Genomic DNA, 14,064 nt, shown 5'->3' with positions numbered 1-14,064 from the left:
GCCGCTCTGCAAGTAATTTTTACTATTGGCCGAAGCTATAAATAGTAAAATTTGAGAGTGGTCGATCGTTTAACGATAGAGTTGAAGCAAAAATCTGGTTTTATAAATATATCTGTTTTAATATTTGAAAATACTTGATCTATATTTCTCTGTTGTTATTTTACAACATCTGTGACCTAGTTCGCCTAATCCTAAGGTGTCACTGTGGCCACTCACACAGAGCCTTGTTATCGGAGCGCGAACCGGACGCACTGCATGGCTTTCTGCGTCTAATTCTTGGGTAACGCCGATGCATTTCCGCATCGCGACCCGATTGATTGCTCAAAGGGGCTTTTTAATGTCGAAATTTGTTGGCGGCGCGTCTGTAGGCGCGCTCGCAATTGCGCTCGCTTCGCCTGCGATGGCGCAGGACGCGGCGACCGAAACCGATGCGGAACAGCGCGGCGGTATCAAAACCATCGTCGTCACCGCGCAAAAGCGTAGCGAAGATCTTCAGGATGTGCCGGTTTCGGTTGCAGCCATTGGCGCAGAACAGCTCGATGAACTCAACATCGACACGTTCGAGGATTATCTCGAACAGCTGCCGACTGTAACCGCAGGCGGCAACGGCCCCGGCCAGAGCACGATTTACATTCGCGGTCTTGCATCGACCACGCCGAACATAACGGTTGCAGGTGTTGCCGGGCTTGCCCCGAACGTGGCGCTGTATCTCAACGACCAGCCGCTCGCGCAGCCGGGCCGTAACCTTGACGTGTATGCAGCCGACCTTGAGCGGATCGAGGTTCTTTCCGGTCCGCAGGGCACGCTGTTCGGCGCCAGTTCGCAGGCAGGCGTGGTTCGCCTGATCACCAACAAGCCCAGCCTGAACGGCTTTGACGCCGCATTCTCGGGCGGTGTCTCGTTCACCAAAGGCGGCGAATCCAGCTATCAGGGCGAAGCGATGCTGAACGTCCCTGTGAGCGACACCATCGCGCTGCGCGGCGTCGTATATCTCGACGATCAGGGCGGCTACATCGACAATGTGGCTGGCACACGCGACCTTTCGGAAAGCGGCCGTTTCCGCCCCGCTGGCACAGTCCGTTCGAACGGTCTGCCGGTCAATGCCAATCGCGGCGGCTTTCAGGCCGGTGCCGATCTCAGCGACGTTACCTTTCTTGAGGCTGACAACGCCGGTATTGCACAGGACAATTTCAACGACACGCAATATGCCGGTTTCCGCGTAACCGGTCTGTGGGAAGTTGCCCCTGACTGGACCGTCACGGTTGCGCACCAGCGCCAGAGCCTCGAATCCGACGGCGTATTCTTCGCCGATCCGGAGCTGAACGGTCTGGACGATCTGGAAATTGAACGTTTCGAAGAAGACCGTCTCGAAGACAACTTCTCCAACACCAGCTGGACGGTCGAAGGCCGCCTCGCGATGCTGGATGTCGTTTACACCGGCGCGTATACCGACCGCGAAAGTACGCAGCGTTCGGATTACACCGATTACCTGTTTGTCGGTCAGTATCTGCCGTATTACATCTGCGATGGATCGGTAACCTACCCTGGTTCCGCCGATCCAAGCGGCACCTGTCAGGCTCCAAACCTTTACGTGAACTCGGTCAGCAACACGACCGTGTTCACGCAGGAACTGCGGTTCGCGACGCCTGATGACTGGCGTGTCCGGTTCCAAGGCGGCGGCTTTTACTCCGATCTCACTCTCGAAGAGCGTGTCGACTTCGCCTATCCGGGCAACGTCATCGCGCAACCGTTTGGTGAATTCGCCCCGAACTTCCCGCAGACGACCGGTTTCATCAGTGATCCCGGCCCGTTCCCGGCAGAAACGATCTTCCGCAACGATGTCCAGCGCACGGACGAACAGTTCGGTTTCTTTGGTGAAGCCAGCTTTGACGTTGTTCCAGACCTGCTGACCGTGACCCTTGGCGCGCGCTATTACGATATCGAAGTCGATCTCGAAGGCAGCGCCAATGGTTCGTTCTGTAACTCGGGCGGAACCGATCAGAACGCATTCGGCACCGATATCAGTGATCTTTACAACGGCGATGGTGAATTCACCTTCATCGGATCGTGCAGCGCAGCGCTGCGTCAGACATTCGATCTTGGCGACAGCCTGGAGGACATCCAGAACGCCGGATTGAGCGAAGCGCAGGCGCAGCAGGTGTTCAACGCCGTTCGCGCCCCCGACACCGCCTCGACCAGTGGCACGATCTTCAAGGGGACAGTCACGCTGACCCCGACCGAAGACCTGCTGTTCTATGCGACCTATTCGGAAGGTTTCCGTCCCGGTCTGCTGAACCGTCCGGGCGGCGTTCAGGGTGCTGGCGGGTTCACCGTTCCATTCGAGCTCGAAACGGATGAAGTGAAGAACTATGAGCTGGGTTGGAAAACCGAGCTTGCCGAAGGTCAGCTGCGCATCAACGGATCGGCATTCTACGTCGACATTTCGAACTTGCAGACGACGATTTTCGATCCGTCGATCACCAACCTGTTCTTCTCGGACAATGCGGCGAACGCTGAAATCTACGGCATCGAAGCCGATTTCACCTTTGCTCCGTATTCGCTGCCAGGTCTGACGGTTTCGGGTGCATTCTCGGTTCTCGATACGGAAATCACCGAAGTGCTGACGCCGACGGATGATGTGATCGTCGGCGAAGAGCTGGCCTATGCGCCGGGCTTCCAGGGCAATCTGCGCGTTCGGTACGAGTGGGATCTTTCGGACACAACCGAAGCCTATATCCAGCCATCGGCATCGTATTCGGCGAAGAAATTCACCGACATCATCGAGATCAACAAGATCGAGCTCGACAGCTACACGCTGTTCGACCTTCGCGCTGGTATCAAGAAAGACCAGTGGAAATTCGAAGTCTTCGGTGAGAACCTGACCGATGAACGCGCTCAGGTTTCGGGCAATTTCGGCAATGACGTTGCGCGCATCGTCACGAACCGTCCGCTGACCGTGGGCATGCGGGTCGGTTTCAACTACTGATCCAAGCGCAGATGCGAATGAAATTGGCGGGGGCGAACATCGATTGTTCGCTCCCGCTTTTTCTTTGATAAGAGCTAGCCAATGACCCGCGAAGAACAATTGAAGACAGCGCAGCAGCATATGCAGGCGGGCCAGTTCGATGCAGGCTTGTCGGCTGCGCGCGCCCTTCTTGAGCAGGATGAGGGCGATGGCGAGGCGCTGTATCTGGCAGCGGTCGCGGCCCGGTATCTCAAGGATTTTGAGGCGGCGAAGGGGTATCTCGCCCGACTGCACGCGGCGATGCCGGAATACGGGCGCGCCTGGCAGGAGGAGGGGCATCTTGCACTGGCGCAGGACGATGATCAGGCTGCACTATCGGCCTTCCTGCGCGCAACCCGTTTCAACCCCGCGCTCGAGGCGAGTTTTCGTGAACAGGCGCGCCTGCTTGGCGCAGCAGGCAGGGCGGCGGAGGCGCAGGCCGCGTCGGCGCAGCAGCTGCGGCTGTCCCAGCTTCCGCGCGAGCTTTTGGCCGTCACCAACCACCTCGCAGAGGGGCGCCTGATCCGCGCAGAGGAGATCTGCCGGCATTTTCTGCGCCAAAACCCGCGCAGCGTCGAAGGAATGCGGCTCCTTGCAAAGATCGGCATTGAGCTTGGCATTCTGGACGATGCTGAATTTCTGCTCGAAAGCGCGGTGTCCTTTGCACCGGACGATCTGCAATTGCGGCTGGACTATATCGACGCGCTGAGGCGGCGGCAGGATTTTGCCAAGGCCCGCGAAGAGGCGGAGCAGCTGTACGCGCGCGATCCTGACAACGCGCTATTCCAGTCGCGGCTCGCCATCGAAAGCATGCAGACCGGCGATTATGATCGCGGGCTGGAACTGTTCGATGCGGTGCTTGCTAAACTCCCGAATGACCCGGCGAACCTTACTAGCAGAGGGCACGCGCTGAAAACGACAGGTGCGCAGCAGGATGCGATTGCCAGTTACCGTCAGGCGATCGCGGCAAAGCCGGATCACGGCGATGCGTGGTATGCGCTGGCAAACCTCAAGACATACCGTTTCGGCGATAGCGAGGTCGCCGCGATGCAGGCGCAGGCAGACCGCGCTGATCTTGCCTTCATGGACCGCGTGCACATCGCCTTTGCGCTGGGCAAGGCGCTGGAAGATCGCGGCGATTACGCGGCGAGCTTTGCGAATTATGAAGGGGGCAACCGGCTAAAACGCGCGCAGACCCGGTACAGCGCGGAGACGATGCGCGAAGAGTTGGCACGGCAGGAGGAGTTTTGCACGCCCGACCTTTTCGAGAAACAGGCGGGCAAGGGTCACGGTGCGCCTGATCCGATTTTCATCCTTGGCCTGCCGCGCGCCGGTTCGACCCTGCTTGAACAGATATTAGCGAGCCATTCACAGATCGACGGCACATTGGAACTGCCGAACATTCTCGCGCTCGCCCACCGGCTGCGGGGGCGCAAAGCAGGGCAATCGCTCTACCCGCAAGTCCTGCATGATCTGAGCGCGGATCAACTGCAGAAATTCGGGGCGGATTTCATCGAGAACACCCGCATCCACCGGCAGGATGCACCGTTCTTTATCGACAAGATGCCGAACAATTTCCGGCATATCGGCCTCATCCACCTGATCCTGCCCAATGCCAAGATTATCGATGCGCGCCGGGCGCCGATGGATTGCTGTTTTTCAGGCTTCAAGCAGTTGTTCGCCGAAGGGCAGGAGTTCACTTACGGTTTGCACGAAGTGGGCCGGTATTACGCCGATTACGTGTCGCTCATGGAGCACTGGGACCGCGTATTACCGGGCAAGGTTTTGCGCGTTCAGCATGAGGACGTGCTGGACGATCTGGAGGGGCAGACGCGCAGGATGCTCGATTACCTGGGCCTGCCATTCGAGGAAGCGTGCCTGGCGTTTCACAAGACCGAACGCGCGGTGCGCACCGCCTCCAGTGAACAGGTTCGGGAGCCGATCAATCGCAAGGGGCAGGGCGCGTGGAGACCGTTTGAGCCATGGCTCGATCCGCTGAAAGACGCGCTCGGCGATCTCGCCTGTTGAGACTACGCCAATCGTGATCCGTCAGGGACATCGACGTCAGGTGCAGCGAGAAGGATGGCACCGTTCGCGTCTGGAAATCCCAGCACCAGCACCTCCGACATGAACGGCCCGATCTGGCGCGGCGGGAAATTGACGACGGCCATCACCTTACGCCCGATCAGGCTTTCGGGCGTGTAATGTTCGGTAATCTGGGCGGAGCTTTTGCGCGTACCGATCGCCTCGCCAAAATCAACCACCAGCTTGATCGCCGGCTTTCGTGCCTCTGGGAAAGGTTCCGCCGAAATCACTGTGCCTGCGCGGATATCCAGCGCCATGAATGTGTCGAAGGTCGTTTGTTCCATCACATGTTGATAGTGGCAGCCAAATGCTAGCGCCAGCCGTAGCTTTGTCATGTTGCCAGCGCGCTCTTTCCATGGGGCGTAAGCTGCGATAGATTGCAAAGGACAACCGAGCGCGGAGTAAGGCACGATGACCAGTTTCACTCTCAACGGGCAGCCGATCTCGGTCGATGCCGATCCAGCGATGCCGATCCTTTGGGTGGTTCGCGAAAAGCTGGGCCTGAACGGCACGAAATTCGGCTGCGGGATCGCGCAATGCGGGGCATGCACGGTGCACCTCGATGGTGAACCCGTGCGCAGCTGCTCAACTCCCGTTGCGCAGGCCGAGGGGCGCGAGGTCACCACCATAGAGGGGATCGCCGGACCCGAAGGCGAACTTACCAAAGTGCAGCAGGCCTGGATCAGCGAACAGGTTCCGCAATGTGGGTACTGCCAATCGGGCCAGATCATGGCGGCGACCGCTTTGCTGCGTGACAATCCCAGCCCCACCGATGCGGATATCGACGCGGCAATGTCGGGCAATATCTGCCGCTGCGGGACTTACACCCGCATCCGTCAGGCGATTAAGGTCGCCGCCGGGCTGGAACAACCGCGTGAACAGCGCCTTGGCGAGGAGGCCTGATCCATGAACGATCTCTCTCCCAAAAAAGAACGCGGCAAACTCGCCAAATGGAGCCGCCGCGGATTTATCGGCGCAGGGGTGCTGGCCGGCGGCGGCCTGCTGATCGGGATCGGTGTGCGCCCCGGAAATCCGGTCGGCGCGCTCGGCCCCAAAGTCGCATCGGGCGCGGGCGAGCAGCTGGTAAATTCCTGGGTGAAGATTGATGCGGATAATATCGTAACCGCCATCGTTCCCCACTGCGAGATGGGGCAGGGCGCACATTCCGTGCTCGCCCAGATGCTTGCGGATGAACTGGATGCGGCCTGGGATAATGTCCGCGTGATGCAGGCACCCGCCGATGGCACTTATATCATGAGCGACACGGCCCGCATGTTCGTGGCGCCGTTCACGCTCAACGCGGCATCATGGATTGAACCGACGCTGGACGGGCTGTTTACGCAGATCGGCAGGTTGGCCGATGCGATGATCACAGGCGGGTCATCCTCCATCCGCTCCACCGGGCAATACCAGATGCGTATCGCAGGGGCCGCAGCGCGCAAAATGCTGAAAAGCGCAGCGGCAGAGGCTTGGGATGTCTCCGCCGACGAGATCACAACCCGCGATAGCACGCTGTTTCACGAAGCCTCCGGCAAATCTGCGCCGTATTCGGAATTTGCGAGTGCTGCGGCAGAGCAGCCGATGGACCATTCTCCGCAGCTGAAAAACGCATCCGAATACCGCCTGATGGGCAAAAGCAAGGCGCGCACCGATATCCCTGCCAAAATCGACGGCACGGCGGAATTTGGCATCGATGCCGCGCCAGAGGGGCTTGATCTGAGCTATGCGGCGGTGGTCCGTCCGCCGGTGTCGGGCACCACGGTTGCAAGCATGGACGCTTCGCGCGCGAAAGACATGGGCGGTGTGCTCCAGATCCTGAACATGGGCGATTTCGTGTCTGTCGTGGCTGACAGTTACTGGCAGGCGCAGCAGGCGCTTGGCCGTATCAAAATCGAGTGGACACAACCTGAAAGCGCGATTTTAACGACTGACGATCAATTTGCAGCTTTCGCCGCCGCGCTGGACGAGGCGGGCGAGGAAGGCGGCACCGAGGCAGCGGCGAAAGGCGATGCTGCCGCCGCTCTGGCAGGCGCTGCAAACGTGATCGAGGCGGAATACAAGGTGCCCTATCTCGCCCATGCGCCGATGGAGCCGGTAAATTGCACCGCCTTTGTCAAAGACGGCAAATGCGATGTGTGGACAAGCACGCAGGTGCCGCTGATGGCGCGGTCCGCGATTGAGAAGGCGATTGGTTTTTCAAAGGACGACATCACCGTTCATCATCCTTATCTGGGCGGTGCATTCGGACGGCGTCTTTCCAGCGAATACGTTACCATGGCGGTGCGTATTGCCAAGGCAACCGGATATCCGGTGAAAATGATCTGGAGCCGCGAGGAAGATACGCAAAAAGGTGTGTATCGCCCCGCTGATATCAGTCGTCATAAAGGCGGCTTGGATGCAGATGGCCAGTTGGTCGCTTATTCCAGCATCTTCACCCAGCGCCATGATCCGGCAGAGGCGTGTGTGCCTGCAATGTACGACATCGCAAATACGTCGGTTCGCGTTGCTGAAAGCGGACTTCATCTGCCATTCGCTGCGTGGCGATCGGTCGATCATTCGCAGCAGGGCTGGTTCGTTGAGAGCTTCATCGACGAGGCTGCCCATGCAGCGGGCGCAGACCCGCTCGATTACCGGCTGGCCATGCTCGGATCATCGCCGCGCCATGCCGCTGTCCTGCGCAAAGCCGCCGAGATCAGCGATTGGTATGCTCCGCGCAAGGATGGCACGGGTAAGGGAGTGGCCATTGTCGAAAGCTTCGGCACAATCGCCGCCGAGGTGATCGAAGTCGACATGACCGGCGGTAAGCCGAAAATGCTCAATTGCTGGGCTGTATGCGATGCCGGCTACGTGATGAACCCCGACGGGTTCCGCAACCAGATCGAGGGCGGCATCGTGTTCGGCCTGACCGCTGCGATGTATGGCGAAATCGACATTGCGGGCGGCGCGGTCAAGCAAAGCAATTTTCACGATTACAAGATGCTTCGGATGGATGAGACACCCGCTATCACGGTTGCCATCATCAATTCGGGCGATGTGCCAGTGGGCGGTGCCGGGGAGCCAGGTCTGCCTCCGGCTGCGCCCGCGCTGACTAATGCGGTGTTCGCCGCCACGGGCCAGCGGCTGCGCGAATTGCCTATCGCAAAACAATTCGCATGATGAGCGCGCAGACAAGAAACCGCATTGCTGCTGCAATCGCGCTGTCAGCCGCGCCTGCCTTGGCCGCGTGCGGAGAAGAACCGGAAGAACTGCCGGTGATTGAACAGATCGTTGTGCGAGAACCGGGTCAGCCCATTGCTGCGGCGGTGACAGGCGGCGGCGCGGCCGACCTTGTCGCTGCGGGCGAGGCTGCGTTTTCGCTGTGCAGTTCCTGCCACGTAGCGGAGCCGGGTCAGCCATCTGCCGCCGGACCGAACCTGCACAGCGTCGTTGGCCGGGAAGCCGGAGCGCTTGACGATTTTGCCTATTCCGATGCTCTCACCGCGTCGGGCATCACATGGGATGCAGCGCAGCTTGACCGGTTTCTGACCGATCCATCCGCTGCTGTTCCCGGCACGAGCATGGCGGCCGGTGCGGTGGCTGATGCTGACCGGCGGGCGGCGATCATCGCCTATCTCGCCAGCCTCGGCCAATAGGTAGAGTCGCCTTTCCCGGTGCATTTCCGCGACGTCTTTGAATTTCTGCACCGGCACACTGCCGCTGGCGAAGCTGCGGTGCTGGTCACGGTGTGCGCGGTAGAGGGGTCGTCGATGCGCAATCCCGGCAGTGTCATGGCGGTTGCACAGGACGGGAGTTATGCCGGATCGCTGTCGGGCGGATGTATCGAAAATGCCGTGATCGCAGAGGCTTTGGACGCGCTGGATGCAGCAGGATCGCGCATCGTCCGGTTTGGTGCTGGATCACGCTATCTTGATATTAAATTGCCGTGCGGCGGCGGGCTGGACCTGCATTTCCAGCCGCTCTGGGATGATAGTCTCGCCACACAATGCCTCGCTTCGATAAACAGCCGCGCGCCTTTCAGTGTCGCGTTGAGCGATGCCGGTGCGCAGCACATTGCTCAATGGCACCGCCCCGTTTTCGATACAGAGGCTGGCACTGCGACATTTGGATACTGGCCGGAACCCCGGCTTGCGATTGTGGGACACGGCGCAGGGGTAGAGGCGCTGCACGATATGGCGCAGGCGATGGGGTGCGCAGTGCAGGTCTTCACTCCTGACGACCGGATTGCGGCGGCGCTGGAACGCAAGGGCCGCCCTGTTACTCCGCTGTCAAAGGTCACACAGGTGGAGGCGTTAGAGGGTGACGCATGGACGGCATTCGTCTTCCTGTTTCATGACCACGATTGGGAGATCGATTTGATGACCCGCGCACTTGAACTGCCGCACTTCTATCTCGGCGCAATGGGCGGGCGAAAAGCGCACCAGATGCGGATTGCAGCTTTGGGCGCGAAGGGCATTGCGGACAGCCGTTTGAACACAATCCGCGCACCGATTGGCATTTTTCACTCATCACGCGATCCGCAGACGCTCGCGCTATCGACGCTTGCCGAGGTGATCCGCACCTATCAGGATGCCGATTTCGGAGCGGGGATTGCCTGAGCAAAAGCGTCTGGCCGCAGCCTTGCTCGCTGCAGGAGCTTCTCGCCGGTTTGGTGCCGAGGACAAATTGGCGGCGGATTTCAGAGGCAAAATGCTGGGGATACACGCTGCGCAGGCGATGGGTGCGCACCGTTTTTACGCCTCATGGGTGATCACATCGCGTCTCGCGCACCCATGCGATGCCGCATGGCAAGAGGCCGGTTTCCAGCCGCAATGCAATGGTGCAGCGGAGGAGGGGATGGGCACTTCGGCTGCGATGGCGGCGCGCCTGGCAATGGAAGCGGGCGCCGATGCGCTGTTGATCGCACTGGCTGATATGCCGCTGGTTCCGTCTGAGCATTTCGGCGCGCTCATCGGTAAAGCCGAATGTCATGGCCCGGATTTCATTGCTGGATCGCGAGGGGCCGGGGCGATCATGCCGCCAGCGGTTTTCGGATCGCATCACTTCCGTGCGCTCGCCCGCCTGGGCGGCGATGCCGGTGCGCGCGATATCCTTAAGGATGCAGAGGCGTTTGACTGCGCGCCGCATTGGCTCATCGATATCGACACTCCGGAGGCACTTGCCGCCCTCGAACGATCCTAGGGGCAAAGGTCCGCTGTCCACTGGCCCGCATTCGGCCCGCGAGCGCACATGTTCTGTTTCCAGAAATGCGCCAGTTTCCACTCGCCGTTGTCTTCTTGACGCAGTGCGGCGAAATACCGCCCGCCTGACACCGCATCGTCGAGGTAACCGTGCTGCGTTATTGAAACACCGATAAACGGGTCGCGCCAATTGATTCCCTCTTTCTGCATGACCCGGCGCATCCACCGCTGTTTCTTGATAACGATTTCCGCGGTCGGTTGACCCTCCAGCCCTTCTGGATACCCGGCCAGAATCGGGCCAAGCACATCGATCACGCTGCTATCGCGCCAGTTTTGCCAGCCCGCGACCGGATCATCATCCCAGTCGGAAAAGCGGGACAGGGACAGCTGGCCGTCCTGTTCTGCAGTTCTTTGACCGCCTGCGTTCAGGCAGACGGCATTCGCGCTATCGTCAAGGAAATCGGCGATACCCAGCATCACACCGTTAAACATGACGCTGTATCGGCGCGCCTCCATGCCTGCAGCGGATAGGGTTTCGTTGCGCGCGCCCATGCAATCGGCTGTCCCGATAAGCGATCTGCTTTCGAATTTAAGGTCGCCTGACACACGAATTACAGCATTGTTCTGATCCACGTCGAGCGCGAGATCGTTTTTTGCGAGGGTGGAAGAGGTGCTGATACAGCCGCTTTTCACGGTCACTTGCAGCTCTGATCCGGCAAGCTGGGGGCAGATATAGGCGACGCGGGCATGGGCTGCCTGTGCCTGTCCGATCAGGGCCAGAGATGCTGCTGCGATAGCGGTAAAGGCGGGTTTCATGCGATTTTCCTAGCAAGTTGCGTGAGTGCAGATTGTGCCCGCAATTCTGGCTCAGCGCTTCGCCGGGACAAATAGGGCCAATTCCCCATCCTGTATTCACGCCGGGAAACGGGCGCGAATTTGGAATTTTGTCATCCAGTGTTATGCACTGGGCGCGGGCGCAGATTTTGGGGGCAGTCTCGTGACGGAAAACCACACGGCAATCATTGCAGATGATCACGCGATTGTGCGTCAATCGCTTGCGACCATCCTTGCCGACATTGGCACAGTCGATCTGGTCGCAGAGGCGCAGAACGGTCTGGAGACAATTGCGCTGGTCAAACAGCACCGGCCCGATCTGCTGCTGCTGGATGCTGCGATGCCTCTGGCGCGCGGAATACAGGTCTATGGCGAGGCCCGTCGCTGGTCACCGGATACGCGGGTCGCGGTCGTCACCGGCTTTACATCAGTGGGAATGCTGGCCGATTGGCTGTCAGCCGGAGTCGATGGCCTGTTCCTGAAAAGCGCAGAGCCATCGGAGATGAAGCAGGGATTTATCCAGATCCTTGCCGGGGGACAGTTCGTATCACAGGAAGTCGCGGACAAACTGGCAGCCGAGCCGGAGCGTGAAGAGCTGACCGCACGGGAGCACGAAGTGCTCTCCCTGATTGCGGCTGGCCATCAGAATGTCGCCATTGGCGATGCGCTCTCCATCAGTCCCAAAACCGTGGAGAAACACCGCGCCAGCCTGATGGCAAAATTGCAGGTCAATTCGGTCTCCGGCTTACTGGTCCACGCCCTTCGCGAAGGGATGCTGGACGAGCATTCCCAGCTGTGACTGCAAATGCTGCGGCAGTGAATGGGGGATTGCCCCCATGTCGCCTGCCCTATTGGCGATCTATCCAGTAACCATGACAGCTTCCCCATCTCTCGCGGCCAGACTGACCTTGCTGATGCTGGTTATCGCAGCCGCTATAGGCGTGATTGCTGCTCCGGCGGTCACTGCGCAGGGTGATGGGCTGGCGGCGCTGAAAACGGTCGATCTTCCCCAAGGAAACTCTCACGTCCAGCCGTTTGACCGGATGCGTTACCTGATAGGCGACAGCGACAATCTGGACCCGGCTGCTGTCCTGCGCCAGCGGGCGGATTTCCAGCCGGTCACTACCCCTTGGCTCGATTTCGGTGAGAAGGATGTGCCCATCTGGCTGATCATGCAGGTTCGCAACCCGTCTGATCGGGCGGGGGATTGGTTGCTGGATATCCAGCGCCCTTTTGCCGATGAATTGTTGGTGGCAAAGCTCGATCGCGGCAGTGTCAGCCAGACGTTGCTGTACATAGACAAAACCACACCGTTTTCCGCACGTCCTGTTCAGAGCCAGTATCTGGTCGCGCCGCTGTTCATGGAGGCGGGCGAGACTGCGGAGATACTGATTGGCGTGCGTTCATCCACCGGCAGCTGGATGCCGGTGACTTTCGCCACGCAGGAACGGATGCGAACCGCGCACATGCAAGAAGCGCGGTTCAACTGGACGATCAATGGCGCAATTCTGGCGCTAGTGATCGCGGCGCTGTTCATGGGCCGCCTGGCCGGATGGCCATTGGCGCTGGGCTTTGCCGGATATGCGGGGCTGGGCGCAGTGCTCGTCGCGAATATCGAAGGGTATCTGCATCGTTTCATCCTGACAGAGGCGATGTGGGCGCATGAGCCGATTACGATCATCCTGATACCGGCCATCATGCTCGCCCTGCTGCAGTTTGCGTTTGTGTTTGCCGATCTGCGCAAGACCGCGCCGACCATGGCAGGGTTTGTGCGGTGGATGCAGGCGGGGCTTGCTGTGATGATCGTCATCGGAGCAACCGGCTGGCAATTCGCCCCGGTCCAGCGCGCGATTTTCGCCGCAGTGCCCGCCGTTTCGCTGACTTATCTCGCCATCGCTGTTATCGCTTTGCGGGCCAGGGTGCTGGGCGCGATCCCGTTTCTGGCAGGCTCCGCCGTCATTGCGCTGACGGTTGCGGTGATGGCTGCGATGCTGCTGATGCCGGGACAGCTTCCCCTGACAATCGCGCTAGATTACTTCCACGCGGCGCTGCTGTTTGAAAGCTTTGCGTTCTTTATCGCGATCGTTGTGCGGATGCTCGCGATGCAGCGCGCGCTTAACCGGTCGCTCGCGCTGGAAGTGGCGGCAACGCGCGAAAAGCTGGAGCTGGCCTATGCGCTTCAGGATAGCCGATCGCGCTATGATGCAGCGCGGCGTTCCGCCGAGGCGATGCGCGGCCGGTTGCAATCGGCATCGCACGATTTGCAGCAACCGATGATTGCCCTGCGGCAAAATGTCGAACGTGTCGCTGCGCGCGATGGAGAGGCGGCAGGAAAGCTGGAAAGTGCGCTCGATTACCTTGAAGCGATCACCGAAACAGGCCTGCTCGAAGTGCCGGAGGATGATACTGCACTGGCCGGAATTGCACCGGATGAGGGGGCAGAAACATTCCCGCTTTCGGTCGCGCTGGAAAATTGTTCCGCAATGTTTCGCAGCGAGGCGGAAAGCGCAGGAACGCAGCTGATTAGCAAGCCTACCGATCTGTCCGTCCACACCGATCCGGTCGACTTGATGCGCGCTGTCAGCAATTTGGTGTCCAACGCTCTGAAACACGCAGGCGCAGGCGAAATCACATTGGAAGCGGCGCAGGCTGGCGAGCAAACCGAGATTCGCATCAGCGATAACGGCATCGGGATGAGCGAGGCGGAGGTCGCTGAATTTGCGAAACCGCATGTCAAAGGAGCGGACAGCGATGGGCACGGTTTGGGCCTGGCGCTGGTCCGCCAATTTGCCGCGCGGCTGGGACACTCGCTGGAAATCCGGTCTGCGCCGGGGGAAGGCACGCTGTTCGTGCTCGGCGTGCCTGCGGGCGGCTGAAACCGCCTAGGCTGAATGGGGGATTGCCCCCATCGCGTGGGCATTTGAATAGCGGTTAAACCATCATCATAGAAACCAAGGGGTTTTC

11 protein-coding genes are annotated in these 14,064 nt (G+C 59.7%); 9 read left to right on the top strand and 2 right to left on the bottom strand.

Going from position 1 to position 14,064, the window contains the following annotated elements; all coding sequences use genetic code 11:
• Nucleotides 1-337 precede the first annotated feature (337 nt).
• Both ACGHU1_RS08830 and ACGHU1_RS08825 read left to right on the top strand, forming a co-directional pair.
• The gene (locus ACGHU1_RS08830; RefSeq protein ID WP_390585890.1) at nucleotides 338-2,986 is read left to right on the top strand and encodes a TonB-dependent receptor; all 2,649 of its coding nucleotides are present in this window, start codon (nucleotides 338-340) and stop codon (nucleotides 2,984-2,986) included.
• 81 nt (nucleotides 2,987-3,067) lie between these two features.
• The gene (locus ACGHU1_RS08825) at nucleotides 3,068-5,032 is read left to right on the top strand and encodes a tetratricopeptide repeat-containing sulfotransferase family protein (protein ID WP_390585888.1); all 1,965 of its coding nucleotides are present in this window, start codon (nucleotides 3,068-3,070) and stop codon (nucleotides 5,030-5,032) included.
• 2 nt (nucleotides 5,033-5,034) lie between these two features.
• On the opposite strand, the gene ACGHU1_RS08820 is transcribed toward ACGHU1_RS08825, so the two are convergent.
• Nucleotides 5,035-5,373, bottom strand: coding sequence for a tRNA-binding protein (locus ACGHU1_RS08820; RefSeq protein WP_390586146.1), 339 nt, complete (start codon nucleotides 5,371-5,373; stop codon nucleotides 5,035-5,037).
• A 127-nt stretch (nucleotides 5,374-5,500) separates the two neighbouring features.
• Here ACGHU1_RS08820 and ACGHU1_RS08815 point away from each other — a divergent pair, with 127 nt between their 5' ends.
• From ACGHU1_RS08815 to ACGHU1_RS08795, 5 genes are read left to right on the top strand one after another with little or no spacing between them, the layout of a single operon-like run.
• Complete coding sequence (locus tag ACGHU1_RS08815) at nucleotides 5,501-5,992, top strand: (2Fe-2S)-binding protein (protein ID WP_390585885.1); 492 nt, start codon at nucleotides 5,501-5,503, stop codon at nucleotides 5,990-5,992.
• A gap of 3 nt (nucleotides 5,993-5,995) precedes the next feature.
• Complete coding sequence (locus tag ACGHU1_RS08810; RefSeq protein WP_390585884.1) at nucleotides 5,996-8,245, top strand: molybdopterin cofactor-binding domain-containing protein; 2,250 nt, start codon at nucleotides 5,996-5,998, stop codon at nucleotides 8,243-8,245.
• Nucleotides 8,242-8,721 (top strand): c-type cytochrome, encoded by a 480-nt coding sequence (locus tag ACGHU1_RS08805; protein WP_390585881.1) that lies wholly within the window; start codon nucleotides 8,242-8,244, stop codon nucleotides 8,719-8,721. Before ACGHU1_RS08810 ends, ACGHU1_RS08805 begins: the two co-directional genes overlap by 4 nt.
• An 18-nt stretch (nucleotides 8,722-8,739) precedes the next feature.
• Nucleotides 8,740-9,684 carry an XdhC family protein gene (locus ACGHU1_RS08800; protein ID WP_390585879.1) on the top strand — a complete coding sequence of 315 codons (945 nt, stop codon included), beginning with the start codon at nucleotides 8,740-8,742 and terminating at the stop codon, nucleotides 9,682-9,684.
• A complete protein-coding gene (locus tag ACGHU1_RS08795; protein WP_390585876.1) occupies nucleotides 9,677-10,267 on the top strand; it encodes an NTP transferase domain-containing protein in 591 nt (196 codons plus the stop codon). The genes ACGHU1_RS08800 and ACGHU1_RS08795 overlap by 8 nt, the downstream gene beginning before the upstream one ends.
• Here the strand turns inward: ACGHU1_RS08795 and ACGHU1_RS08790 are convergent.
• Entirely contained in the window at nucleotides 10,264-11,082 is an 819-nt protein-coding gene (locus tag ACGHU1_RS08790; protein ID WP_390585873.1) for a hypothetical protein, read from the bottom strand. The two genes, ACGHU1_RS08795 and ACGHU1_RS08790, sit on opposite strands and share 4 nt — an antisense overlap.
• A gap of 181 nt (nucleotides 11,083-11,263) precedes the next feature.
• On the opposite strand from ACGHU1_RS08790, the gene ACGHU1_RS08785 reads away from it, so the two are divergent.
• Both ACGHU1_RS08785 and ACGHU1_RS08780 read left to right on the top strand, forming a co-directional pair.
• Nucleotides 11,264-11,899: a response regulator gene (locus ACGHU1_RS08785; protein ID WP_390585870.1), complete on the top strand. Its 636-nt coding sequence runs from the start codon at nucleotides 11,264-11,266 to the stop codon at nucleotides 11,897-11,899.
• Nucleotides 11,900-11,936: 37 nt separating this feature from the next.
• Nucleotides 11,937-13,976, top strand: coding sequence for a sensor histidine kinase (locus tag ACGHU1_RS08780; RefSeq protein ID WP_390585867.1), 2,040 nt, complete (start codon nucleotides 11,937-11,939; stop codon nucleotides 13,974-13,976).
• Nucleotides 13,977-14,064: the final 88 nt, after the last annotated feature.

Source organism: Erythrobacter sp. MTPC3 (assembly GCF_042854385.1).
Lineage (GTDB): Bacteria > Pseudomonadota > Alphaproteobacteria > Sphingomonadales > Sphingomonadaceae > Erythrobacter.
Note: the sequence above shows the minus strand (reverse complement) of the source record. Positions and strands in the feature narration are given on the sequence as shown.